Source organism: Pseudomonas sp. CC6-YY-74 (assembly GCF_002025205.1).
GTDB lineage: Bacteria > Pseudomonadota > Gammaproteobacteria > Pseudomonadales > Pseudomonadaceae > Aquipseudomonas > Aquipseudomonas paeninsulae.
This window is the reverse complement of the sequence record NZ_CP019947.1, coordinates 387,960-411,942: the sequence shown is the minus strand read 5'-3', so window position 1 is coordinate 411,942 and position 23,983 is coordinate 387,960. Positions and strand designations below refer to the sequence as shown.

At 60.5% G+C, this 23,983-nt stretch carries 22 protein-coding genes; 1 reads left to right on the top strand and 21 read right to left on the bottom strand.

All coding sequences use genetic code 11. The features are described 5' to 3' along the window. Positions 1-331: 331 nt before the first annotated feature. From rpoS to B2D37_RS01830, 9 genes are all read right to left on the bottom strand, one after another. Positions 332-1,336, bottom strand: a complete 1,005-nt coding sequence (gene rpoS / locus B2D37_RS01870; RefSeq protein ID WP_079201131.1) for an RNA polymerase sigma factor RpoS — start codon at positions 1,334-1,336, stop codon at positions 332-334. A gap of 104 nt (positions 1,337-1,440) precedes the next feature. After that, the gene (locus B2D37_RS01865; protein ID WP_079201130.1) at positions 1,441-2,301 is read right to left on the bottom strand and encodes a peptidoglycan DD-metalloendopeptidase family protein; all 861 of its coding nucleotides are present in this window, start codon (positions 2,299-2,301) and stop codon (positions 1,441-1,443) included. Positions 2,302-2,357: 56 nt separating this feature from the next. Further along, on the bottom strand, positions 2,358-3,296 hold the full coding sequence (locus tag B2D37_RS01860; RefSeq protein WP_079201129.1) for a DUF368 domain-containing protein: 939 nt from the start codon (positions 3,294-3,296) through the stop codon (positions 2,358-2,360). A 26-nt stretch (positions 3,297-3,322) separates the two neighbouring features. Then, positions 3,323-3,958 carry a protein-L-isoaspartate(D-aspartate) O-methyltransferase gene (locus tag B2D37_RS01855; RefSeq protein WP_177345257.1) on the bottom strand — a complete coding sequence of 212 codons (636 nt, stop codon included), beginning with the start codon at positions 3,956-3,958 and terminating at the stop codon, positions 3,323-3,325. A gap of 41 nt (positions 3,959-3,999) precedes the next feature. Continuing rightward, positions 4,000-4,749 carry a 5'/3'-nucleotidase SurE gene (gene surE, locus B2D37_RS01850; protein ID WP_079201127.1) on the bottom strand — a complete coding sequence of 250 codons (750 nt, stop codon included), beginning with the start codon at positions 4,747-4,749 and terminating at the stop codon, positions 4,000-4,002. Continuing rightward, positions 4,737-5,795: a tRNA pseudouridine(13) synthase TruD gene (gene truD / locus B2D37_RS01845; protein WP_079201126.1), complete on the bottom strand. Its 1,059-nt coding sequence runs from the start codon at positions 5,793-5,795 to the stop codon at positions 4,737-4,739. The genes surE and truD overlap by 13 nt, the downstream gene beginning before the upstream one ends. Beyond that, positions 5,792-6,265 carry a 2-C-methyl-D-erythritol 2,4-cyclodiphosphate synthase gene (ispF, locus tag B2D37_RS01840; protein WP_079201125.1) on the bottom strand — a complete coding sequence of 158 codons (474 nt, stop codon included), beginning with the start codon at positions 6,263-6,265 and terminating at the stop codon, positions 5,792-5,794. The genes truD and ispF overlap by 4 nt, the downstream gene beginning before the upstream one ends. Before the next feature lie 139 nt (positions 6,266-6,404). Continuing rightward, entirely contained in the window at positions 6,405-7,247 is an 843-nt protein-coding gene (gene fghA, locus B2D37_RS01835) for an S-formylglutathione hydrolase (RefSeq protein WP_079201124.1), read from the bottom strand. Positions 7,248-7,334: 87 nt separating this feature from the next. Next, positions 7,335-8,447, bottom strand: coding sequence for an S-(hydroxymethyl)glutathione dehydrogenase/class III alcohol dehydrogenase (locus B2D37_RS01830; RefSeq protein ID WP_079201123.1), 1,113 nt, complete (start codon positions 8,445-8,447; stop codon positions 7,335-7,337). 168 nt (positions 8,448-8,615) lie between these two features. On the opposite strand from B2D37_RS01830, the gene B2D37_RS01825 reads away from it, so the two are divergent. Then, positions 8,616-9,506: a LysR substrate-binding domain-containing protein gene (locus tag B2D37_RS01825; RefSeq protein WP_079201122.1), complete on the top strand. Its 891-nt coding sequence runs from the start codon at positions 8,616-8,618 to the stop codon at positions 9,504-9,506. An 89-nt stretch (positions 9,507-9,595) separates the two neighbouring features. Here B2D37_RS01825 and ispD read toward each other — a convergent pair whose 3' ends face one another. The 12 genes from ispD to fabZ form a co-directional block, all read right to left on the bottom strand. After that, positions 9,596-10,306: a 2-C-methyl-D-erythritol 4-phosphate cytidylyltransferase gene (gene ispD, locus B2D37_RS01820; RefSeq protein WP_079201121.1), complete on the bottom strand. Its 711-nt coding sequence runs from the start codon at positions 10,304-10,306 to the stop codon at positions 9,596-9,598. Positions 10,307-10,321: 15 nt separating this feature from the next. Then, positions 10,322-10,600 (bottom strand): cell division protein FtsB, encoded by a 279-nt coding sequence (gene ftsB, locus B2D37_RS01815; RefSeq protein ID WP_079201120.1) that lies wholly within the window; start codon positions 10,598-10,600, stop codon positions 10,322-10,324. 106 nt (positions 10,601-10,706) lie between these two features. After that, a complete protein-coding gene (eno, locus tag B2D37_RS01810) occupies positions 10,707-11,996 on the bottom strand; it encodes a phosphopyruvate hydratase (protein WP_079201119.1) in 1,290 nt (429 codons plus the stop codon). A 141-nt stretch (positions 11,997-12,137) separates the two neighbouring features. Continuing rightward, positions 12,138-12,971, bottom strand: a complete 834-nt coding sequence (gene kdsA, locus B2D37_RS01805; protein ID WP_079201118.1) for a 3-deoxy-8-phosphooctulonate synthase — start codon at positions 12,969-12,971, stop codon at positions 12,138-12,140. 15 nt (positions 12,972-12,986) lie between these two features. Beyond that, positions 12,987-14,618, bottom strand: coding sequence for a CTP synthase (locus B2D37_RS01800; RefSeq protein ID WP_079201117.1), 1,632 nt, complete (start codon positions 14,616-14,618; stop codon positions 12,987-12,989). 177 nt (positions 14,619-14,795) lie between these two features. Continuing rightward, positions 14,796-16,112 (bottom strand): tRNA lysidine(34) synthetase TilS, encoded by a 1,317-nt coding sequence (gene tilS, locus B2D37_RS01795; protein WP_079201116.1) that lies wholly within the window; start codon positions 16,110-16,112, stop codon positions 14,796-14,798. Between the two features lie 101 nt (positions 16,113-16,213). Next, positions 16,214-17,164 (bottom strand): acetyl-CoA carboxylase carboxyl transferase subunit alpha, encoded by a 951-nt coding sequence (gene accA / locus B2D37_RS01790; RefSeq protein WP_079201115.1) that lies wholly within the window; start codon positions 17,162-17,164, stop codon positions 16,214-16,216. A gap of 185 nt (positions 17,165-17,349) precedes the next feature. Continuing rightward, positions 17,350-20,868: a DNA polymerase III subunit alpha gene (gene dnaE, locus B2D37_RS01785; RefSeq protein ID WP_079201114.1), complete on the bottom strand. Its 3,519-nt coding sequence runs from the start codon at positions 20,866-20,868 to the stop codon at positions 17,350-17,352. 129 nt (positions 20,869-20,997) lie between these two features. Then, positions 20,998-21,594 carry a ribonuclease HII gene (rnhB, locus tag B2D37_RS01780; RefSeq protein ID WP_079201113.1) on the bottom strand — a complete coding sequence of 199 codons (597 nt, stop codon included), beginning with the start codon at positions 21,592-21,594 and terminating at the stop codon, positions 20,998-21,000. After that, entirely contained in the window at positions 21,594-22,727 is a 1,134-nt protein-coding gene (gene lpxB / locus B2D37_RS01775; protein ID WP_079201112.1) for a lipid-A-disaccharide synthase, read from the bottom strand. The genes rnhB and lpxB overlap by 1 nt, the downstream gene beginning before the upstream one ends. 3 nt (positions 22,728-22,730) lie before the next feature. Then, a complete protein-coding gene (gene lpxA / locus B2D37_RS01770) occupies positions 22,731-23,507 on the bottom strand; it encodes an acyl-ACP--UDP-N-acetylglucosamine O-acyltransferase (RefSeq protein WP_079201111.1) in 777 nt (258 codons plus the stop codon). Then, positions 23,504-23,944, bottom strand: a complete 441-nt coding sequence (fabZ, locus tag B2D37_RS01765; protein WP_079201110.1) for a 3-hydroxyacyl-ACP dehydratase FabZ — start codon at positions 23,942-23,944, stop codon at positions 23,504-23,506. The genes lpxA and fabZ overlap by 4 nt, the downstream gene beginning before the upstream one ends. Between the last annotated feature and the right edge of the window lie 39 nt (positions 23,945-23,983).

Below are 23,983 nucleotides of genomic sequence, written 5' to 3'. Positions count from 1 at the left end.
CTGTATTCCCTGCTCATCATCCTGATGAAATCGCGTCCTGCGATTGTCCTGACCGCTGTCCGTTGCGACCTGTGCCAGTCCCTAGGCACAGGTGTAATACTAACGTTTCCCTGCTTTGCCACAAGCCCGCCAAATACCTGAAAAAATGCAACGAGCCATAAAGTATAATTAAATAATCATATAAATCAGTAACTTGAACTAAAACAAAATATTCAAACAGCGACTTTCCTGCCATTCTTTCCCTTAATCACTTACACGTCGCGTAAGCAATGGCTTACACGACGCCCACAAAAAACCCGGCCTAAGCCGGGTTTTGTAGAGCAGGCAAGAACTACTGAAACAAGGCGTCACTCGACAGACCGTTCTTTTCCAGAATCTCGCGCAAGCGCTTGAGCGCCTCGACTTGAATCTGCCGCACACGCTCGCGAGTCAAGCCGATCTCCTGACCGACTTCTTCCAGGGTACAGCTTTCGTGGCCGCGCAAGCCGAAACGCCGCACCACTACCTCACGCTGCTTGTCGGTCAACTCGGACAGCCATAGATCAATGCTTTGCGACAAGTCGTCGTCTTGCAGCAACTCGCATGGATCGGTTGGACGGTCATCAGTCAGGGTATCGAGCAGGGTCTTGTCAGAATCCGCGCCGAGGGAAACATCCACCGAAGAAACCCGCTCATTCAGGCCGAGCATGCGCTTGACGTCACTCACCGGTTTTTCCAGCAGGTTGGCAATCTCTTCGGCCGAAGGCTCATGGTCGAGTTTCTGGGTCAACTCGCGCGCCGCACGCAGATAGACGTTGAGCTCTTTGACCACGTGGATCGGCAATCGAATGGTACGGGTCTGATTCATGATCGCCCGTTCGATGGTCTGGCGGATCCACCAGGTCGCATACGTTGAGAAACGAAAACCCCGCTCCGGGTCAAATTTCTCGACCGCCCGGATCAGCCCGAGATTACCTTCCTCGATCAAATCGAGCAGCGACAAACCACGATTGACGTAGCGGCGGGCAATTTTCACCACCAGCCGCAGGTTGCTTTCGATCATGCGCTTGCGCCCAGCAGGATCGCCCTTCTGCGCCAATCGCGCAAAGAACACTTCCTCTTCAGGGCTAAGCAGGGGAGAAAAACCGATTTCGTTGAGATACAACTGAGTGGCGTCTAGCGCGCGCGTGTAGTCGATGTACTTGTGCTGCTTGCTACTTGATTGTTTGGCTTTAGTGCGAGCCTGCGGCTTTTCCGCCTCATCGCTCGACACATCGTCCAAGACGACGCCAGTCTCCATCAAGAGCACTTGATCATCGACGTCAAACTCCGGCGCTTCTTTTGGAGTGAGTGCCATTATTGTTGTTCCTTGCTGAGTTCGACAGCAAGCTCTGGTGGCACCTGATTCCCTGGCAACACCTGAGCTCGTCCTCCCACGTGATGGAGCAGACGAGCGGCCGATCAAGGGTGCGGCAAGTATTGCATCGGGTCTACAGGCTTTCCCTGACGGCGAATTTCAAAATGAAGCTTCACCCGGTCGGCTCCTGTGGAACCCATTTCGGCAATCGTTTGCCCAACTTTGACCTGCTGTCCCTCCTGAACCAGCAGCCTGCGGTTGTGTCCGTAGGCACTTACGTAGGTATCGCTATGTTTGATGATCACCAACTCGCCGTAGCCCCGCAAACCACTCCCGGCGTATACAACTGACCCATCAGACGCAGCTAAAACAGGCTGTCCCAAATCACCGGCGATATCAATGCCTTTATTCAAACTGCCGTTTGAGGAGAATCGTCCAATTACAACGCCGCTGGCAGGCCAGGCCCAGCCTGATGCTGAGCGCGCGACAGATTGCACCGGAGTGGTCGCCTGGGTTGTCTTGATAGGCACTGGCGACTGCGCCTGAGTCCGCACAGTCGGGGACTTAAGCGGCGCAACCGGGCGGCCAATCGGTGCCGGCCGGGTCACTGCAGGCGCGGCGGCAACTACAGCCCGCCGCGTCGGCTGGCGACCGTCGAAGCGAATGACCTGGCCAACCCGAATCAGATAAGGCGAGGCAATACCATTGCGCGCAGCCAAGGCTTTCCAGTCCCAGCCGAAACGAAAGGCAATTGAATACAGGGTATCGCCACGTCGCACCAGATATTGACCGCTGGTCACAGGTTGGCGCTGCTGCGTCGCCGCACCGCGGTGATTGCGATCGACAACTTGCACACCACCCGACGGGCTGGCACAGCCAGCCAGGAGCACACCAATAACCAGGCCACCCAACAGGCTCCGAGCGCTGCTGCTGCATATTCGCGATTGAATGGCAGTGAAACTCACCCGTATCTCCCTTTATGACTAGTGGCGTTGGTTGATTGGTGGGTATTGTGCCGTAATTATTCGGCGCAGCCAGTGCTTTGCTGATGGCGCGCGGCCAACCACTCCAAGCCGAGCACTAGCAGTACCCCGCCCAAAGCCAAAAGAATAGCCAAGAGTAGCTGTGGATCCTGCCCGCTGACTTCGGCGAAACGTCCCGGCAAGAGGTTGGCCTGGAGCAGCGGCACCTGCTGCCCATGGCTGTCGGCGTGCCAGGTAAGGGTTTCCTTCCACGGCCAGAGCTTGTTCAGCGAGCCCAGCATCAACCCCGTCAATAACGCCAGGGTCAGGTCGCGCCAACGCAGCAACAGCCAACGCAGCAACCCGGCAAAGCTGACGACGCCCACCAGGCAACCGCTGGCAAAGAGCGCCAGGACGTTGACATCCAGACCTTTTACCGCGCCGAGAATAAAAGGATACAGACCCAGCAGCAGCAAGATGAAACTACCGGAAATACCCGGCAGGATCATTGCGCAGATGGCAATCGAGCCTGCGAAGAAAATACTCAGCGAGTCAGTACCCCACTGCATCGGCGCAGCCACGGTGATCCAGTAGGCAAAGGCCGCACCTACAGTGAAACTGACGAAACGACTCCAGTTCCAGCGCTGGATCTCTCGTGCGACCAGATGCGAAGACACCAGAATCAAGCCGAAAAAGAACGACCACACCGGGATCGGGTGCTCGGCCAGCAGGAAGGTGATTACCCGCGCCAGGCTGAGCACACTGGTCAGAATGCCGGCCAACAGAACCAGCAGGAAAGTTGCATTGGCGGCCTGCCAGGCGGCCAGGACACGACCGCGCAAGAGCAAGCTCAGCGCAGCGGGCACACCGGCTATCGAACGCAGCAGTTCATCGTAGATCCCGCTGATAAAGGCGACGGTACCGCCGGAAACGCCAGGCACCACATCGGCCGCGCCCATGGCAATGCCTTTGGCGAAGAGCAGAAGATGTTTCTTCATGGATTCTTCCAGGTAAACGCTAACGATCAGGCCAAGGGCCCATTGAGCAAGGGAACGAAGCGCACGGCATCCAGCACATGCCTGGCAAACCCCTGCTCTTCACGGACGATCAGCAGCAACTGCTGCACATCGCCGGCACCGACCGGGATCACCAGACGTCCACCCGGCGCCAACTGATCGAGTAGAGCCTGAGGCACCTCACTGGCAGCCGCGGTGACAATGATACCGTTGTAGGGTGCCAGGGCCGGCCATCCCTCCCAACCATCACCCCAGCGAAACACCACGTTGCGCAAGTTCAACTCGGTCATGCGTTCCTTGGCCCTTTCCTGCAACCCTTGAATACGCTCGACGCTGAAAACCCGCTCGACCAACTGGGCGAGAATTGCCGTCTGATAACCAGAGCCGGTGCCAATTTCCAACACCTTGTCCAAGGGGCCGGCGGCCAGCAGCAATTCGCTCATGCGCGCAACCATGTAAGGCTGCGAAATGGTCTGGTTGTGGCCGATCGGCAGCGCGGTGTCTTCATAGGCGCGATGGGCCAAGGCTTCATCAACGAACAGGTGGCGCGGTGTGCGACGGATCGTTTCCAGCACCTGAGCGTTGGACAATCCCTCTTCATACAGCCGCTGAATCAGCCGCTCGCGAGTTCGCTGCGAAGTCATGCCGATGCCGCGATGATGCAACTCGTCTTGCTCACGCCTCATCAGAGCAAACCCTCTAACCAAGGTTGCAGACTGCTGAGGCCATCCTGAAAGGTACGATCCAACTGCAACGGGGTAACAGAGACGAAGCCCTGCATCACCGCATGGAAATCAGTACCCGGCCCGCCATCTTCGGCATCGCCAGCGACCGAAATCCAGTAGCCCTCCTTGCCGCGTGGGTTGATCACCTTGACCGGCGCAGCGGCACGGGCACGATGGCCCAGGCGAGTCAGCTGGATACCACGGATATGCTCCAACGGCAGGTTGGGAATATTCACGTTGAGCACGGTGCGTGGTGGCAACTCCAGCTGCTCATGAGCCTCCACCAGCTTGCGCGCAAAATAGGCGGCAGTCGGCAGATTATCCGGCTGCCGCGAAAGCAGGGAGAACGCGAACGCCGGACGGGCCAGAAAACGGCCTTCCAACGCGGCGGCCACCGTGCCGGAATAGAGCACGTCATCGCCCAGATTAGCGCCCAGGTTGATACCCGCCACGACCAGGTCGGCCACCTGCGGCAGCAGTCCGTTCAGGCCCAGATGCACACAGTCGGTAGGCGTACCGTTGAGGCTGATAAAGCCGTTGGGCAAGGTGCAAGGGTGCAGCGGACGGTCGAGGGTCAGCGAGCTGCTGGCACCACTTCGGTCCTGATCGGGTGCGATTACCACGCACTCGGCATAATCGGCCAAAGCAGCATGCAGCGCGGCAAGGCCTGGCGCTGCCACGCCATCATCGTTAGAAATCAGAATACGCATGGGTTGTCCGTTTGCCCTGCAGGCAACAGATCGACTAGCTCGCGCACTAAGACGGTGGCAAAGCATCCAGCCGGCAGGACGAATTCCAGTTGCAGAATGTCAGGCTCGGGATAATGCCACGTCAAACCGCCAATGGGGAGGCGCAGGATACGCCGTTCGTGTGTCATCCCCGCTTCTGCCAACCAGTCGACCAAGGCACGCTCATCCTCGGCGACCGTCTGCTCCAGTGCCTGAGCGACTCCGCCGGCCGTCGAGGCACCCGCGCCCCACAAGGGTCCGGTCGGGTGCAAATCCAGAATTGCCAAGCGTGGATCCGAGCATTCAGCCTCACCGGCAGGAAAAAAACTGCGGCTATCGGTAAAGGCCAGCAGATCACCCAGCAGCGCCTGATTCCAGGTGTCGGCGGCGACCCGCTGCGCCAGTACGCGATTAAATAAATAGCTGCGCGCTGCGGACAGTACTCGCGAACGGACATTACGCTTCTCAGGCAAGGTTTTAGATTCGGCAAAGTGCCGTGCATGGGCGACGTTCCCCCCTTCGAAGCCAAAGCGCTGCAAGCCGTAGTAGTTAGGGATGCCCTCAGCGGCTATTTGCGTAAGACGTATATCCAAGGCTTCGCGATCAGCCTTGAGTTGAGTCAAACGCAGGGTAAAACCATTGGCCGCATGTGCACCGCGCTGCAATTTACGTGTATGACGCAGCTGTTTGAGGATCGCCAAGCTGGCGTCTTCGGCGCCGCTCAAGTCAGGATCTGCCTTGCCTGGCAGGTGCAGACTGAACCATTGACGGGTCAAAGCCTGGCGATCCTTGAGTCCGGCATAGCTGATCATGCGGATTGAAACGCCAGCGGCGCGGGCGATGCGCTTGGCTACCTCTTCGGTATTCAGCTCGCGTTTTTCGACCCATAGCCAGAGGTGTTCACCCTCACCAGCCAGGGGAATATCCAGCACCTCATCGACCTGGAAGTCTTCCGCCACGGCCTTGAGCACCGCGGTACCGCACGGCTCGCCATGGCCGCGCGGGCCTAGCAGTTCGAGTTCGTTCATCGGGCGACCAACAGCGCGACGGCATGCACCGCGATGCCTTCTTCGCGGCCGGTGAAGCCGAGTTTCTCGGTGGTGGTAGCCTTGACGTTGACCTGATCCAGCGTGACCTGCAGATCCTCGGCGATCAGGCTGCGCATTTGTTGGATATGCGCGGCCATCTTCGGCGTCTGGGCGATTATGGTGGCGTCGACATTACCCACCTGCCAGCCTTTGGCCTGCAGCAAACCCAGGACATGCCGCAGCAGCATACGGCTGTCAGCGCCCTTGAAGGTCGGATCGGTGTCGGGAAAATGCTTACCGATATCGCCCAGTGCTGCGGCGCCGAGCAAGGCATCGGCGAGCGCATGCAGCAGCACATCGCCATCGGAATGGGCGATCAGCCCGAAACTGTGGGGAATCCGTACGCCGCCGAGGGTGATGAACTCGCCCTCGCCGAAACGGTGTACATCGTAGCCGTGGCCAATACGCATAAGTGCAACGTCCTGCAAAAGTCAGGGCCTGATTCTACATGCAGCAGCCTGACTGTAGGGCGCGCCGTGCGCACCGGCAATCGGCCAGCAGCACGGCGAACTCTCTTTGCGCAACCACTGAGCGGTGTGCAGCGCGCCCCTACGCCAGAGCCTGCGCATGATGACGCAGGTGGTCTTCGATAAAGCTGGCGATGAAGTAGTAGCTGTGGTCATAGCCGGGTTGCAGGCGCAGGGTCAGCGGATGCCCGGCGGCCTGCGCGGCGCTCTGCAGAGCCTGAGGTTTGAGCTGACCGTCGAGAAAATCATCGCGATCGCCCTGATCGATCAGGATCGGCAAACGCTCGCTTGCATCGGCGATCAGCGCACAGGCATCCCACTCGCGCCAGCGCGAACGCTCATCGCCAAGATAGCGGGAAAACGCCTTCTCGCCCCAGGGGCAGTTGGACGGATTGCCGATCGGCGCGAAGGCCGACAGCGACTGGTAACGCCCTGGGTTGCGCAAGGCGCAGACCAGCGCGCCATGCCCGCCCATGGAGTGACCACTGATGCCGCGCTTGGCCGAGACCGGGAAGTTAGCCTCGATCAGCGCCGGCAACTCCTGCACCACATAGTCGTGCATGCGGTAATTGCGCGCCCAGGGTTCTTGCGTGGCGTTGAGATAGAAACCGGCACCCAGACCGAAATCCCAGGCGCCATCCGGGTCGCCCGGCACATCAGGCCCGCGCGGACTGGTGTCCGGCGCGACTATGATCAAGCCCAGTTCGGCGGCCAGCCGGTGGGCGCCGGCCTTCTGCATGAAGTTCTCGTCATTGCAAGTCAGCCCCGACAGCCAGTAGAGCACCGGCAGCTTGGCGCCCTGCTCGGCCTGCGGCGGCAGGTAGACAGCGAACACCATGTCGCAGTTGAGCGTACTCGAACGATGCCGGTAGCGCTTGTGCCAGCCGCCGAAGCTTTTCTGGCAGGATAGGTTTTCAAGAGTCATGTTTCAGCTCACACAAAATAGGATTTGCAGGGGCAACCCAATGCTCCCCAGCCCAAATCGCCCCGCAGCAGGCGGGGCGCATGCACCCTAGAAATGGATGACCGTACGGATGCTTTTGCCTTCATGCAACAAATCGAAGGCCTTGTTGATATCTTCCAGCGGCATGTTGTGGGTAATAAAGGTATCCAGCGGGATTTCACCCTTCTGCGCCTTCTCCACATAGCTCGGCAGTTCGGTACGGCCTTTCACCCCACCGAACGCCGAACCACGCCAGACTCGCCCGGTAACCAGCTGGAACGGACGCGTGGAGATTTCCTGCCCCGCACCGGCCACACCGACGATCACCGACTCGCCCCAACCCTTGTGGCAGCACTCCAGCGCGGCGCGCATCAACTGCACATTGCCAACACACTCGAAGGAGTAATCCACACCGCCATCGGTCAACTCGACTATGACGTCCTGAATCGGCTTACTGTGCTCTTTCGGGTTGATGAAGTCGGTGGCACCGAGCTCCTTGGCGATGTCGAACTTAGCCGGGTTGATGTCAATCACGATGATCCGTGAGGCTTTGGCCATCTTGGCGCCGATAATCGCCGCCAGGCCGATGCCGCCGAGACCGAAGATCGCCACGGTCGCGCCCTCTTCCACCTTGGCCGTGTTCAATACCGCACCGATGCCCGTGGTGACGCCACAACCGAGCAGGCAGACCTTCTCCAGCGGCGCTTCCTTGGGAATCTTGGCCAGGGAGATTTCCGGCAGCACGGTGTACTCGGAGAACGTCGAGCAGCCCATGTAGTGGTAGATCGGCTGGCCCTGGTAGGAGAAGCGCGAGGTGCCGTCCGGCATCAGGCCCTTGCCCTGGGTGGCACGCACGGCTTGGCACAGATTGGTTTTGCCCGAGGTGCAGAATTTGCAGGTACGGCATTCGGCGGTGTACAGCGGGATCACATGATCACCGACCGCCAACGAGGTGACGCCCTCGCCTACCGCCTCGACGATGCCGCCGCCTTCGTGACCGAGAATCGCCGGGAAGAGCCCCTCCGGATCATCGCCGGACAGGGTGAAGGCATCGGTGTGACAGACACCAGTGGCAACGATGCGCACCAGCACTTCACCAGCTTTTGGCGGTTCGACATCCACTTCGACGATTTGCAGCGGTTGGTTGGCGGCAAAGGCTACCGCAGCACGTGACTTGATCATGATCGCTCTCCGACGGGCTATTACAGTGGCGAAGAGTATAGATCACCCTCTACGAAGTAATAATTGGCGTTATGGCAAAACATTATTGCCATTCAGGGATAATAGCCAGAAGCTGCAAGCACCTCAGCGGCCGCTTGAGCGCATCAGGATCGGGAAGGAGCAGACATCATGAATCGCTGGGAAGGCCTGGATGAATTCGTTGCGGTGGCCGAGTGCGGCCAATTTACCGCCGCCGCCGAGCGCCTGGGCCTGTCCTCCTCGCAGGTCAGCCGCCAGGTCGCCCGTTTGGAAGAGCGCCTGCAAACCCGCCTGTTCTACCGCAGCACCCGGCGCGTGGCCCTGACCGAAGCCGGGCAAACCTTCCTGCAACATTGCCAACGCCTGCAGGATGCCCGCGAAGAAGCCCTGCGCGCGGTCGGCGACCTTGGCAGCGAACCCAAGGGACTGTTGCGCATGACCTGCGCCGTAGCCTATGGCGAGCGCTTTATCGTGCCCTTGGTGACGGGCTTCATGACGCGTCACCCGCAATTGCGGGTGGACATTGAGTTGAGCAACCGCAACCTGGACATGGTTCATGAAGGCCTGGATGTGGCCATTCGCCTGGGCCGCTTGCAAGATTCGCGACTGGTCGCCACACGCCTGGCCCCCCGACGCATGTACCTGTGCGCGGCGCCAGATTATCTGCAGCACTACGGCCGCCCGCACAGCCTGTCCGAACTGAGCCGGCACAACTGCCTGATCGGCAGTTCGGATACCTGGAGTTTCCAGCTCAACGGCCGCGAAGCCTCGCAACGCGTGCAAGGCAACTGGCGCTGCAACAGCGGCCAGGCGGTGCTCGATGCGGCCTTGCGCGGCCTGGGCTTGTGTCAGTTGCCGGACTACTACGTACTGGAACATCTGCGCAGCGGCGCCCTGGTCTCCTTGCTGGACAACCAGCAGCCGCCCAACACCGCGGTCTGGGCACTCTATCCCCAGCAACGGCATCTATCGCCGAAAGTGCGCCAGCTGGTGGACGCCCTCAAGGCAGGGTTGGCGCAACGCAGGGAATATCGCCCCTGATGACGCGACCCGCGCGCCGCGTCATCATCAACGACGCCAATCGCGGCGTTCAACCACTTCGCTCCGGCGCCCCACATGACAGGTCTATATCAGCAGCGCTCGGCCCAGCGCTGGCGCAGCCAATCGAGGTCTTCGGGCCGGGTCACCTTGAGGTTATCGGCGCGGCCCTCGACCAAGCGCGGCGCCTGCCCGAGCCATTCGACAGCCGATGCCTCATCGGTAATCGCCACCTCGGCGGCCAAAGCCTCTGCCAGCGCACGGTGCAGCAAGCCAAGGCGGAACATCTGCGGCGTGTAGGCCTGCCAGATCAGCGAACGGTCGACGGTCTGCAGCACCCGACCATCAGACCCGGCACGCTTCAAGGTGTCGCGCACAGGCACCGCGAGCAGGCCGCCAACCGGATCATCGGCCAGCTCGGCCAGCAGGTTATCCAGGTCCTGGCGCGCCAGATTGGGCCGCGCCGCATCATGCACCAACACCCAATCGCGCTCCTGCGCCCCCAGTTCGGTCAGGCGCTGCAAGCCATTGAGCACCGAATCCGCGCGCTCGCGTCCACCCTCGGCGCGCGCGATACGCGAATCGTGGGCACACGCCAAAGTCGGCCAGTAGGGATCATCGAGCGCCAGACTGACCACCACGCCTTGCAGCTGCGGGTGATCGAGAAAGCAGGCCAGGGTGTGTTCCAGAATGGTTTTACCGGCCAGCTCCAGATATTGCTTGGGCCGGTCGGCACGCATGCGGCTGCCAACCCCGGCGGCGGGGATCAGGGCCCAAAAATGCGGCAATACGGAAGTCTTCATTCGGTTAGCTGTTAGTCATTCGGTTAACTGGTAGAGAGTCTCGCCCTCTTTGACCATGCCCAGCTCATGGCGGGCGCGCTCCTCGACGGTTTCCATGCCCTGTTTCAGCTCCATGACTTCCGCTTCGAGAATACGATTGCGCTCCAGCAGGCGCTGATTATCACCTTGCTGAGCGGCGATCTGGTGACTCAAGTCGGTGACCTGCGCCAGGCTGCCATCGCCCACCCACAGGCGATACTGCAAGCCAACCAGCAGCAGGATCAGGATGACTAACAACCAATAAGGACTACGCATGACAGTAAAAGCATCCGGACGAAAAGAGGGGCGACTCGCGCCGCCCCTCTTTTACCATGACTCGACCACTCACTGAAAACGCCGCGAGCGTAACCCGCAGCAGTTTTCAGCCACGGAATTCGGCACGGCCGCGATATGGCGCCTTACCAGCCAGTTGCTCTTCGATGCGCAGCAATTGATTGTACTTGGACACCCGATCGGAGCGGCACAGCGAGCCAGTCTTGATCTGGCCGGCAGCGGTGCCCACGGCCAGGTCGGCGATAGTCGAGTCTTCGGTTTCGCCGCTGCGGTGGGAGATCACCGCGCTGTAGCCGGCTGCCTTGGCCATCTGGATGGCTTCCAGGGTCTCGGTCAGGGTGCCGATCTGGTTGAACTTGATCAGGATCGAGTTGGCGATGCCCTTGTCGATGCCTTCCTTGAGGATCTTGGTGTTGGTCACGAACAGGTCGTCGCCGACCAGCTGCATCTTGCTACCGAGCTTGTCGGTGTGGACTTTCCAACCGGCCCAGTCGGACTCGTCCATGCCGTCTTCGATGGAGATGATCGGGTAACGCTCGGCAAGGCCCGCCAGGTAATCGCTAAAGCCTGCGGCGTCGAACACCTTGCCTTCACCGGCCAGGTCGTACTTGCCATCGGCGAAGAACTCGCTGGACGCGCAATCCAGGGCCAGGGTGACGTCGTCGCCCAACGTGTAACCGGCATTGGCCACAGCCTCGGCAATGGCGGCCAGGGCGTCTTCGTTGGAGGCCAGGTTAGGGGCGAAACCACCTTCATCACCCACCGAGGTACTCAAGCCACGGGCTTTGAGTACGATCTTGAGGTGATGGAAAATCTCGGTGCCCATGCGCAGGGCTTCGGCGAAGGTCTTGGCGCCTACCGGCTGAACCATGAACTCCTGGATGTCGACGTTGTTGTCGGCATGCTCGCCACCATTGATGATGTTCATCATTGGCACCGGCATGGAGTAGACGCCCGGCGTGCCATTGAGGTTGGCAATGTGCGCGTACAGCGGCAGGTCGTTGTCCTGGGCGGCGGCTTTGGCGGCGGCCAGGGACACCGCGAGAATGGCGTTGGCGCCCAGCGTGGCTTTGTTCTCAGTACCGTCGAGGGCGATCATCGCGCGGTCCAGGGCTTGCTGGTCAAGCGGATCCTTGCCCAGCAACAGGTCACGAATCGGACCGTTGATGTTGGCTACGGCCTTGAGTACGCCCTTGCCCATATAACGGCTCTTGTCGCCATCACGCAGTTCCAGCGCTTCGCGCGAACCAGTGGAGGCACCGGACGGTGCGCAAGCACTGCCGATGATGCCGTTATCGAGAATCACGTCGGCTTCCACAGTCGGGTTGCCACGGGAGTCGAGAACCTCACGGCCTTTGATGTCGACGATCTTTGCCATTGCTTTTAGCACTCCAAAAAGTTGACGAGAACGGTACCGCCAGGGATTGAGTTCAGGCCGCCTGCAAGGTCGGCAGGCGACAGATAGCTGACCACATAGTCAAATTATGCCCGGACGGCACTTTACCGGAGAAAAACCGTTTCAGGCAGTCTCAATCGGCGGAAAACTCTTGATCAGATCATCCAGCTGCTTGAGCTGAGTGAGGAAGGGTTCCAGCTTGTCCAGGCGCAAGGCACAAGGACCATCGCACTTGGCGTTGTCTGGATCCGGGTGTGCTTCGAGGAACAACCCAGCCAGGCCCTGACTCATGCCGGCCTTGGCCAGGTCGGTGACCTGGGCACGACGACCACCGGCGGAGTCGGCACGTCCGCCCGGCATCTGCAGGGCATGGGTGACGTCGAAGAACACCGGGTAGTTGGTCTGCTTCATGATGCCGAAGCCGAGCATGTCCACCACCAGGTTGTTGTAGCCGAAGGAGCTGCCACGCTCGCAGAGGATCAACTGATCGTTGCCGGCTTCGACACACTTGGCCAGGATATGTTGCATCTCCTGGGGTGCGAGGAACTGGGCTTTCTTGATATTGATTACCGCACCGGTCTTGGCCATCGCCACCACCAGGTCGGTTTGCCGCGAGAGAAATGCCGGCAATTGGATGATGTCGCACACCTGCGCCACCAGGGCAGCCTGCTGTGGCTCGTGTACGTCGGTGATCAGCGGCACGCCGAAGGCCTTCTTCACTTCTTCGAAGATCTTCATGCCCTCTTCCAGACCGGGGCCGCGGAACGAGCTGATTGAGGAGCGGTTGGCCTTGTCGAAACTGGCCTTGAACACGAACGGAATACCCAGTTTGTCGGTAACCCGCACATATTCTTCGCAGGCGCGCATGGCCAGATCGCGCGATTCGATGACGTTGATGCCACCGAACAAGACGAAGGGCTTGTCGTTGGCGATGTCGATGCCGCCGACCTTGATGATCTTCTGGTCATGTCCTTATGCCTTCTTCGCGTGCTGCGCCAGCGCGGCGTTGACGAAACCGCTGAACAGCGGATGACCGTCGCGCGGCGTCGAAGTGAACTCCGGGTGGAACTGGCAGGCGACGAACCACGGATGATCCGGCGCCTCTATCACTTCGACCAGGGCGCCGTCACCGGAACGACCGGTGACCTTGAGGCCAGCCTCGATCAGCTGCGGCAGCAGGTTATTGTTCACTTCATAGCGATGGCGATGGCGCTCGACAATTACGTCCTTGCCGTAGCACTGATGCACTTGCGAGCCGTTGAGCAGCTGGCAATCCTGAGCCCCGAGGCGCATGGTGCCGCCCAGGTCGGAGGCATTGCTGCGCTGCTCGGTGACGCCGGTGGCGTCCTGCCATTCGGTGATCAGACCGACCACCGGGTGGCTGCTGCTGTTGTCGAACTCGGTGGAGTTGGCATCACTCCAGCCCAGCACATTGCGGGCGAACTCGATCACCGCAACCTGCATGCCCAGGCAGATACCCAGGTAAGGAATCTTGTTCTCGCGGGCAAACTGCACAGTGGTGATCTTGCCTTCCACACCACGCAGACCGAAGCCGCCGGGCACCAGAATCGCATCGACGCCTTCGAGCAAGGCGGTGCCCTGGTTCTCGATGTCTTCGGAGTCGATATAGCGCAGGTTGACCTTGGTGCGGCTCTGGATGCCGGCATGGCTCATCGCTTCGATCAGCGACTTGTAGGCATCCAGCAGTTCCATGTACTTGCCGACCATGGCGATGGTGACTTCATGCTCAGGGTTGAGCTTGGCGTCGACCACCCGCTCCCACTCGGATAAATCGGCACCGCCGCACTCCAGACCGAAGCGCTCAACGACGAAATCATCCACTCCCTGGGCATGCAGTACGCCCGGAATCTTGTAGATGGTGTCGACGTCTTCCAGGGAAATCACCGCACGCTCTTCGACGTTGGTGAACAGGGCGATCTTGCGCCGCGAGGAGATATCCACCGGATGATCGGAGCGGCAGATCAGCACGTCGGGCTGCAGACCGATGGAACGCAGTTCCTTCACCGAATGCTGGGTCGGTTTGGTCTTAGTCTCGCCGGCAGTCGCGATGTACGGCACCAGCGTCAGGTGCATGAGCATGGCGCGCTTGGCGCCCACTTCCACGCGCAACTGGCGGATGGCTTCGAGGAACGGCTGCGACTCGATGTCGCCCACGGTGCCGCCGATCTCGACCATGGCCACATCGGCATCGCCGGCACCCTTGATGATGCGGCGCTTGATCTCGTCGGTGATGTGCGGGATGACCTGAATGGTCGCGCCCAGGTAATCGCCACGGCGCTCTTTGCGCAGCACGTGTTCGTAAACCCGGCCGGTGGTGAAGTTGTTGTCCTGGGTCATGGTGGTGCGGATGAACCGCTCGTAGTGACCCAGGTCGAGGTCGGTCTCGGCGCCGTCGTGGGTGACGAACACCTCACCGTGCTGGAACGGACTCATGGTGCCCGGATCGACGTTGATATAGGGATCCAGCTTGAGCATCGTGACCTTCAGGCCCCGCGCCTCCAGGATAGCCGCCAATGAAGCCGAGGCGATGCCTTTCCCCAATGAAGAAACAACACCACCCGTGACGAAGATGAAGCGCGTCATGAAAAACCCTAGAAGTCTGCGTTTAGGCGGTCAGCGCCGCCGGGGAAAGCGAAGGAAGGCCGAAGCCACAATTACGAACAAGCCGCAATTGACAAGCTATTGCCGACTCCATTCTCTTGACGAAAAGGGGTCTGCAAAAGCTCTAGTAAGACGGGAGCGTAGTCTACCGGAAAGGCCTTACCAGCTCAAACCTTGATCACTCATCGGCGGCTGCCAACTGAGTTGCCATTGGCCACTATCCGCCCCATCCAAACCGGGTAGATTGGCTACGGCCTGCAACTCGCCATTGCACAACAGCAGGGGCAAGCGCGGACGGACAAACGCCGGCACTTGTCGCTCATTGAGCAAGCGCTTCAAATCGCGATGACCGCGCCCAGGCAGGCTCATGACCTCGCCCCCCTGGCGATAGGCTAAACGCCAGTCGCCGACTGGCAACTGGCCCTCGACACGCACGCAACCATTGCCTGCCAGCGGCAACCAACGTCCAGGACTGAGCTGAACGGCAGGCGCTTGCGGTATGCCCAGCCAGTCGCCGCTGAGCCACCACAACCGCTGGTCGGCTCGACGCAACTCGCCTGCCGCCAGACGCCAAACCGGGACGGCGTCACCGGCCGCATCGCGCAACGCCCGCCAGCCGGCCCAGTGCTCGCTGTCCGGCATAGGGGTCAGGCTGCGCAACCAGTAGCGCAAGGCGTTGCGTTGACGGGCATCGCTCAACGCCCGCAACGGCGCCAGGGATAAGCTAGGCAGATTGAGCCAGGTAAACTCGCAGGGCACCTGCGCAGCCTGCAAATCCTCCTGCGCCAGCTCATCGAGCAGTTGCGCAGCCTCGCTCAGATGCGCTGCCGCACGCGCTATGTTGGCCGTCGCCTGCGGCCAGCGCCGGGCCAGCAATGGCAACACCTGATGGCGCAAGTAATTGCGCGAGAAGCGGCTATCGGCATTCGACGGGTCCTCTACCCAGCGCAGCCGATGTTCGCCGGCATAAGCCTGCAACTCGGCACGGGAACACTGCAACAGCGGCCGTAGCAGGTGCCCGGCACCGAGCGGCCGACTCTGCTGCATGGCCGCTAAGCCTTGCACGCCGGCGCCGCGCAGCAGGCGAAACAGCAGAGTCTCGGCCTGATCATCGCGATGCTGCGCTGCCAGCAAAACCTCGCCCGGACCCAGCAGCGCGCGAAAAGCCGCATAGCGCGCCTGCCGCGCGGCGCGCTCGACGCTGGCACCCGACTGCACCTGCACCGGCTCCACCTGCAGCGGCACACCCAGCGCATCACACAACCGACGACAGTGCGCCGGCCAGGTATCGGCAACTGCTTGCAAGCCGTGATGAATATGAATAGCGGAAAGCGGCGGTAACGCCTCGCGTTGCGCGAGACTAACCAGGAGATGCAGCAGCACGGTTGAATCCAGGCCACCGGAAAGCGCGATACGCCAGGCCGGCGCATCGCGCCAGGGAGCCAGAGCCGTCAGCACGCGGGATTCGAGGGACATAGGCACAACTTCAGGCTGCAGGGTGGGCCGGCCGGCGATCCGCTTCAGCCCATCGCTACAGACGCCGGATGGGTGAAAATTCACCCATCCTACAACCGCCCTCAGGCGATGCCGTAGCTCATCAAGCGCTCATAACGACGCGCCAGCAGTTCGGCGGTATCGAATTTACGCAGCATCGCCAACTGAACCGCCAGCTCCTGGCGCACCGATTCGGCGGCAGCGACTGGATCGCGATGGGCGCCGCCCAATGGCTCACCAATCACCTGATCGACAATCCCCAGGCCTTTCAGGCGCTCAGCGGTAATACCCATGGCTTCCGCGGCATCCGGGGCCTTGTCTGCAGTTTTCCACAGAATCGAGGCGCAACCTTCCGGCGAAATCACCGCGTAGGTCGAGTACTGCAGCATGTTCAGCTGGTCGCAAACGCCGATCGCCAGAGCGCCGCCGGAACCACCCTCACCAATCACGGTGGCGATGATCGGAGTTTTCAGACGCGCCATCACCCGCAAGTTCCAGGCAATCGCCTCGCTCTGCCCACGCTCTTCGGCGTCGATGCCCGGGTAGGCGCCCGGGGTGTCTATAAAGGTCAGGATCGGCATCTTGAAGCGCTCGGCCATTTCCATCAGGCGACAGGCTTTGCGGTAACCTTCGGGGCGCGGCATGCCGAAATTGCGGCGTACCTTCTCGCGCACCTCACGGCCCTTCTGGTGACCGACCACCATCACCGGCTCACCGTCCAGACGGGCGACACCGCCGACTATCGCCGGGTCATCGGAGAAATGCCGATCACCGTGCAGTTCGTCAAATTCGGTGAAGATGTGCTGCAGATAGTCCAGGGTGTAAGGCCGGTGCGGGTGACGGGCGAGCTTGGCAATCTGCCAGCTGCTCAGATTACTGAAAATACTTTCGGTCAGAGCACTGCTCTTGACCTGCAGGCGGGCGATCTCATCGCTGATGTTCAACGAGTTGTCGTTACCGACCAGGCGAAGCTCTTCGATCTTGGCTTGCAGGTCGGCGATCGGCTGTTCGAAATCGAGAAAATTCGGGTTCATAGTCATCCGTCTTGCGTCGACGGCCATGCGGCCGGGGAGCTGTATCCGTTTCGCGCCTACCTTATAGGAACAGGCGCATTCAGGTCGACACTCGGGTCTGGATAAAAATCACCGCTAACCGGTGATTCATTCACAATCCCACCCACGAGCGCCGTAACCAACACATGAAGCCGGGGCCTCAAAAATCAGCGGTAGTGCAGAAAGACGTTGTCTCGCCCGAACTGGTCACGCAATGCCTGAATCAGACTGTCGGCCGGATCGATTCTCCAGCCTTCGCCAAACTGCAGCATGGCCCGCGCATCCTCACCGGTGTACTCCAGGGTGATCGGGCAGGCACCTCGATGGCGCTTGCACACATCGGCCAGCCAGCGCAGCCGATCGCCCTTCAGGGCACTACTGGCAATCTTCAAGCGCAGGCTGTCGGCCAGTCCGGTCCGCGCCTCCTCCAGACTCATCACCCGCTTGGCCCGCAAACGCAGACCGCCGGAAAAATCATCGTTACTCACCTCGCCCTCGACCACCACCAGGGCATCGCTCTGCAACAACGCCTGATTGCTGGAAAACGCTTCGGCGAACAACGACGCCTCGATCCGCCCAGAGCGATCGTCCAGGGTGATGAAACCCATCTTGTCACCCTTCTTGTTCTTCATCACCCGCAGGTTGACGATCAGACCGGCAATCGTCTGGTCGCCGCGCGCCGGCTTGAGGTCGATGATCCGCTGACGGGCAAAGCGCCGTACCTCGCCTTCGTATTCGTCGATCGGATGCCCAGTCAGATACAGGCCGAGGGTGTCCTTCTCGCCTTTCAGGCGCTCCTTCAGCGACAGCTCACGGGCCTTGCGGTGATTGGCATAAACATCCATCTCGGCATCGGCAAACACCCCGCCAAATAGATCCACATGGCCACTATCATGGCTGCGCGAGGTCTGCTCGGCCGCCTGCACAGCCTCCTCCATCGCCGCCAACAGCACCGCGCGATTACGATCAATATTGGCCTTGTAGGCTTTTATTTCCTCGTGGAAATACGGCCCCATACGATCCAGGGCGCCACCGCGGATCAGCGCTTCCAGGGTGCGTTTGTTGATGCGTTTGAGGTCGACGCGCGAGCAGAAGTCGAACAGATCCTTGAACGGACCATCCTTGCGCGACTCGACGATGGCCTCGACCGGCCCCTCGCCGACCCCCTTGATCGCGCCCAGGCCATAGATGATCCAGCCTTCGTCGGTAACCGTGAACTTGAATTCTGAAATATTCACGTCCGGCGCATCGAGGCGCAGCTTCATGCTGCGGCACTCCTCGATCAGGGTCACGACCTTGTCGGTGTTGTGCATATCTGCCGACAAAACCGCAGCCATGAAGGCAGCCGAGTGGTGCGCCTTGAGCCAGGCCGTCTGGTAAGAGAGCAAACCATAAGCGGCCGAGTGGGATTTATTGAAGCCGTAGCCGGCGAACTTTTCCACCAGATCGAAGATATTGCCCGACAGGTTCGCATCGATGCCGTTGCTCGTGCAGCCCTCGATAAAGCCGCCGCGCTGCTTGGCCATCTCCTCGGGCTTCTTCTTACCCATGGCGCGGCGCAGCATATCCGCGCCACCGAGGGTGTAGCCGGCCATGACCTGGGCGATCTGCATCACCTGTTCCTGATACAGGATGATGCCGTAGGTGGGCTTAAGCACGGGCTCCAGGCCCGGATACTGATAGTCCTGATGCGGATAAGAAATCGGCTCACGACCGTGCTTGCGGTTGATGAAGTCGTCGACCATGCCCGACTGCAACGGGCCCGGACGGAACAGGGCCACCAGGGCGATCATGTCTTCCAGGCAGTCCGGCTTGAGCTTCTTGATCAGCTCCTTCATGCCGCGCGACTCGAGCTGGAACACCGCAGTGGTCTCGGCCTTCTGCAACATCTGGAAGGTCGGTTTGTCATCCAGCGGAATGAAGTCGATATTCAGGTCCGGCAGGCCTTGCTTGGCCTGCTCGCGGTTGATCGTCTCCATCGCCCACTTGATGATCGTCAGGGTGCGCAGACCGAGGAAGTCGAACTTCACCAGACCCGCGGTTTCCACATCATCCTTGTCGAACTGAGTGACCAGACTGCCGCCTTCGTCATCGCAAGCAATCGGCGAGAAATCGGTGAGTTTGGTCGGCGCGATAACCACGCCGCCGGCGTGCTTGCCGGTACCACGGGTGATGCCCTCGAGCTTGCGCGACATTTCCCAGATTTCCCGGGCATCCTCGTCGACCTTGAGGAAGTCGCGCAGCGGTTCCTCCATCTCGTAGGCTTTTTCCAGGGTCATGCCAACTTCGAAGGGAATCATCTTCGACAGACGATCGGCCAGGCCATAGGGTTTGCCCTGGGCCCGCGCCACGTCACGCACCACCGCCTTGGCCGCCATGGTGCCGAAGGTGATGATCTGGCTGACCGCGTTACGCCCGTATTTCTCGGCGACGTAATCAATTACCCGGTCGCGGCCGTCCATGCAGAAGTCGACGTCGAAGTCGGGCATGGAGACCCGCTCCGGGTTGAGGAAGCGTTCAAACAGCAGGTCATAGGCCAACGGATCGAGGTCGGTGATCTTCTGCACATAGGCCACCAGCGAGCCGGCACCCGACCCACGACCAGGGCCGACCGGCACGCCGTTGTTCTTCGCCCACTTGATGAAGTCCATGACGATCAGGAAGTAACCGGGGAAGCCCATCTGGATGATGATATTCAGCTCGAAGTTCAGCCGATCGATATACACCTGCTTCTTCGCGTCGTAGTCCGGCGTGTCCTTAGGTAGCCTTACTTCCAGGCGCTCGTCGAGGCCGTCGAAGGAAACCTTGCGAAAGTACTCGTCCATGGTCATCCCGGCCGGCACCGGGAAGTCGGGTAGGAAGTACTTGCCCATCTGCACTTCGATATTGCAGCGCCGGGCAATCTCGACGGTATTTTCCAGCGCCTCCGGCAGGTCGCTGAACAACTCGGCCATCTCTTCCGGGCTCTTCAGGTACTGCTGATCGGAATAGCTGCGCTGACGTCGCGGGTCGTCCAGGCTGCGACCTTCACCGATGCACACACGGGTCTCGTGGGCGGCGAAATCATCCTGTTTGAGAAAGCGCACATCGTTAGTCGCCACCAGCGACGCCCCGACCTTGGCTGCCAACTCGACCGCCAGGTGCAAATGCTCCTCGTCGTTGACCCTGTTGGTGCGCTGCACTTCCAGGTAGAAGCGCTGTGGAAACACCTCCAGCCATTCGCGCAGCAACGCTTCGGCTGCGGCTGACTCGCCGTTCAGCAGGGCATGACCGACCTCGCCCTCCTTGGAGCCAGACAGCGCGATCAAACCTTCGGCGGCGGCCTTGACCCAGTCGCGCTGGATGATCACCTGGTCGTTGCGCTGCCCCTCGGTCCAACCGCGGGAAACCAGTTCGGTCAGGTTGCGGTAGCCCTTGGCATTGGTAGCCAGCAGGGTCATGCGGCTGAGTGGGCCGTCATCATCGGTGCCGGCCAGCCAGATGTCGGCGCCACAAATCGGCTTGATTCCGCCGCCCATAGCCGCTTTGTAGAATTTGACCAACGAGCACATGTTGCTCATGTCGGTGACCGCCACCGCCGGCATGCCCACACTCGCCACGGCCTTGATCAGCGGCTTGACCCGCACCAGACCATCGACCAGGGAATACTCGGTGTGCAGACGCAGGTGGACAAACGAAACAGTCATGACAGTCCTATACAAAACACAAAACGACAAGATGGGGATTGTACAGCCTTCGCAACGACAAGCTGCAAGCGCAGAGACGCCGGCTCAACCGCAGAGTTTCGGACCTACAGCCGAATGGCGACGACGGCCTCAGTCGTCCAGCAGCGCACGCACCGGGGCAAATGAGCGCCGGTGAATCGGCGTTGGACCCAGGCGGCGCAAGGCCTCCAGGTGAACGGGCGTGGGATAGCCCTTGTGCCCGGCTATGCCGTAACCGGGATACAACGCATCGAGCAGCTGCATCTCGCGATCGCGGCTGACCTTGGCCAGAATCGATGCGGCAGCGATCGCCGGGACCTGGCTGTCGCCCTTGATCACAGCCGTGCTCGGCACTTGCAGGATGGGGCAACGATTACCGTCGATCAGCGCCAGCCGGGGCACGACACTCAAGCCCTCGACCGCGCGCTGCATGGCGAGCATGGTCGCGTGGAGGATGTTCAGCTGGTCGATCTCTTCCACCTCGGCACGGGCGATGCACCAGGCCAGGGCTTTCTCGCAGATTTCATCGAAGAGCTGCTCACGCCGTGCAGCGCTGAGCTTCTTCGAATCGTTCAGTCCCAGAATCGGCCGTAACGGATCGAGAATTACCGCCGCGGTGACCACAGCGCCGCACAACGGGCCACGGCCGACTTCATCGACACCGGCGACCAGTTCCTGTACCTGACTGAAATCCAGACCCAGCTGCATCAGGCCTGCCCTATCAGTTTGAGCACGGCCTCGGCCGCCTGGGCAGACGCATCACGGCGCAGGGCACGATGAATCACATCGAAACCCTCGGTCTGTACTACACCGTCATTGAGCAGAGGCGCCAAGGCCTGGGCCAAAGCTTCCGGGGTTGCCGCATGCTGAATCAGCTCGGGAACCAACATACGCTCGGCCAACAAGTTGGGCAGCGCGAAATAGGCACTGCTGACCAGGCGTTTGAGGATCAGGTAGGTCAGCGGTGCGACCTTGTAGGCCACCACCATTGGCCGCTTGTACAGCAGTGCTTCCAGGGTGGCCGTACCCGAAGCGATGAGCACCGCATCGCAAGCCGCCAGGGCATCGTGGGAGCGACCATCGAGCAGGGTCAAGGGCAAGTCACGCCCGACCAGCATTTGCTCCAGCTGCACGCGGCGCTCAGGGCTGGCACAGGGCACGACGAAACGGATGCCCGGACGCAGGGTACGCAGACGCACCGCCGCATCGAGAAAGAGCGCGCCCAAACGCGCAACTTCACCGCCCCGACTGCCCGGCAGCAAGGCCACTACGGCGCTGTCCAGCGGCAAGTCCAGGGCCTCGCGCGCCGCCGTCCGGTCGGCCTGCAGGGGAATCGCATCGGCCAGTGGATGACCGACAAAACGCACCGGCACCTGATGGGCGTCGTAGAACTGCGCCTCGAACGGAAACAGGGTCAGCATCAGGTCGCAGGCGTCACGAATCTTCAACACACGTTTCTGCCGCCAGGCCCAGACGGAGGGGCTGACGTAGTGCACGGTCTTGATCCCGGCACGGCGCAGTTTGAGTTCGAGGCCCAGGTTGAAATCCGGCGCATCGATGCCGATGAATACGTCCGGCTTGGCGTCGATCAGGGTCTTGATCAACTGCCTGCGCCGCGCCAGCAACTCCGGCAGTCGGCCGAGCACTTCGACCAGGCCCATCACCGCCAGGCGCTCCATGGGAAAATAGGAACTCAGGCCCTCGGCCTGCATACGCGGGCCGCCGACGCCGATGAATTCGATTTGTGGATGACGGGCCTTCAAGGCATGCATCAGGCCGGCGCCGAGAATGTCGCCGGAGGCTTCGCCAGCCACCAGCGCGACGCGCAATAAATCTGCCATGAGCTAGCGGGTGATGCCGCGATTGGACGCCTGGATCGAGTCACGGAACACCGCAACCTCAGGGAACTGCAGCGAAGGCTCGACCAACTCGGCCAAGGCCTCTTCGATGGTCAAGCCCTGGCGATAGACGGTCTTGTAGGCGCGGCGTAGTGCATGGATCGACTCGGCACTGAAACCGCGACGGCGTAGGCCTTCGAAATTCATGCTACGGGCTTCCGCCGGATTACCGGAAACCGTGACATAGGCCGGTACGTCCTTGCCAATCGCCGTGCCCATGCCGGCAAAGCTGTGCGCGCCGATATGGCAGAACTGATGCACCAGGGTGTAACCGGACAGAATCGCCCAGTCGCCGATATGCACGTGGCCCGCCAGCGCGGTGTTATTGACCAGAATGCAATGGTTGCCAATCACGCTGTCATGACCGATGTGCGCATAGGCCATGATCAGGTTGTGGTCGCCCACGGTGGTCTCGTCACGGTCCTGGATGGTGCCCCGGTGCATGGTGACACCTTCGCGAATGATGTTGTGATCACCAATCACCAGACGGGTGGGCTCGCCCTTGTACTTGCGATCCGGCGTGTCCTCGCCCAGCGAGGAGAACTGATAGACGCGATTGTGCTTACCAATTCTGGTTGGCCCTTTGATGATCACATTAGGCCCAAGCACTGTACCCTCACCAATTTCCACATCTGGCCCAATGATCGACCAAGGGCCGACGACAACGTCGTCAGCCAGCTTGGCAGAAGGATCGATGATGGCGCGAGGGTCAATCAAACTCATAGTTTGCGTTCCGCACAGATGATTTCAGCCGAACATACTTCCTTGCCGTCGACACTGGCCCTGCATTCAAACTTCCAGATGCTGCGTTTGTTACTCAGGTGACGGGCCTCGAGGATCAGTTGATCACCCGGTACCACCGGCTGACGAAAGCGCAGCTTGTCCGAGCCGACGAAGTAATACAGGGTACCGTCGGAAGGCTTCAAGCCCATCATCTTGAAGCCCAGTATGCCGGCCGCCTGGGCCATTGCCTCGATGATCAACACGCCGGGCATGATCGGATGCTGGGGAAAGTGCCCGTTGAAGAATGGCTCATTGATGCTGACATTCTTGTGCGCACGAATGCACTTGCCCTCAACATCCAGCTCCACTACCCGATCAACCAGCAGGAACGGATAACGATGCGGCAGGTACTCACGTATTTCGTTGATGTCCATCATGTCCAGAGAAGCCTGTAATAAAAAGAGGAGAGCGCGGCA

Bases quoted from the DNA above. Each gene is read 5' to 3' on its own strand.
- B2D37_RS01830 (WP_079201123.1), bottom strand. From the start codon at position 8,447: ATGATCAAGTCACGTGCTGCGGTAGCCTTTGCCGCCAACCAACCGCTG.
- eno (WP_079201119.1), bottom strand. From the start codon at position 11,996: ATGGCAAAGATCGTCGACATCAAAGGCCGTGAGGTTCTCGACTCCCGT.
- B2D37_RS01855 (WP_177345257.1), bottom strand. From the start codon at position 3,958: ATGACTTCGCAGCGAACTCGCGAGCGGCTGATTCAGCGGCTGTATGAA.
- truD (WP_079201126.1), bottom strand. From the start codon at position 5,795: ATGAACGAACTCGAACTGCTAGGCCCGCGCGGCCATGGCGAGCCGTGC.
- rpoS (WP_079201131.1), bottom strand. From the start codon at position 1,336: ATGGCACTCACTCCAAAAGAAGCGCCGGAGTTTGACGTCGATGATCAA.
- B2D37_RS01800 (WP_079201117.1), bottom strand. From the start codon at position 14,618: ATGACGCGCTTCATCTTCGTCACGGGTGGTGTTGTTTCTTCATTGGGG.
- lpxA (WP_079201111.1), bottom strand. From the start codon at position 23,507: ATGAGTTTGATTGACCCTCGCGCCATCATCGATCCTTCTGCCAAGCTG.
- dnaE (WP_079201114.1), bottom strand. From the start codon at position 20,868: ATGACTGTTTCGTTTGTCCACCTGCGTCTGCACACCGAGTATTCCCTG.
- fabZ (WP_079201110.1), bottom strand. From the start codon at position 23,944: ATGATGGACATCAACGAAATACGTGAGTACCTGCCGCATCGTTATCCG.
- accA (WP_079201115.1), bottom strand. From the start codon at position 17,164: ATGAACCCGAATTTTCTCGATTTCGAACAGCCGATCGCCGACCTGCAA.
- tilS (WP_079201116.1), bottom strand. From the start codon at position 16,112: ATGTCCCTCGAATCCCGCGTGCTGACGGCTCTGGCTCCCTGGCGCGAT.
- surE (WP_079201127.1), bottom strand. From the start codon at position 4,749: ATGCGTATTCTGATTTCTAACGATGATGGCGTGGCAGCGCCAGGCCTT.
- ispF (WP_079201125.1), bottom strand. From the start codon at position 6,265: ATGCGTATTGGCCACGGCTACGATGTACACCGTTTCGGCGAGGGCGAG.
- B2D37_RS01825 (WP_079201122.1), top strand. From the start codon at position 8,616: ATGAATCGCTGGGAAGGCCTGGATGAATTCGTTGCGGTGGCCGAGTGC.
- ispD (WP_079201121.1), bottom strand. From the start codon at position 10,306: ATGAAGACTTCCGTATTGCCGCATTTTTGGGCCCTGATCCCCGCCGCC.
- B2D37_RS01860 (WP_079201129.1), bottom strand. From the start codon at position 3,296: ATGAAGAAACATCTTCTGCTCTTCGCCAAAGGCATTGCCATGGGCGCG.
- fghA (WP_079201124.1), bottom strand. From the start codon at position 7,247: ATGACTCTTGAAAACCTATCCTGCCAGAAAAGCTTCGGCGGCTGGCAC.
- ftsB (WP_079201120.1), bottom strand. From the start codon at position 10,600: ATGCGTAGTCCTTATTGGTTGTTAGTCATCCTGATCCTGCTGCTGGTT.
- lpxB (WP_079201112.1), bottom strand. From the start codon at position 22,727: ATGGCAGATTTATTGCGCGTCGCGCTGGTGGCTGGCGAAGCCTCCGGC.
- rnhB (WP_079201113.1), bottom strand. From the start codon at position 21,594: ATGCAGCTGGGTCTGGATTTCAGTCAGGTACAGGAACTGGTCGCCGGT.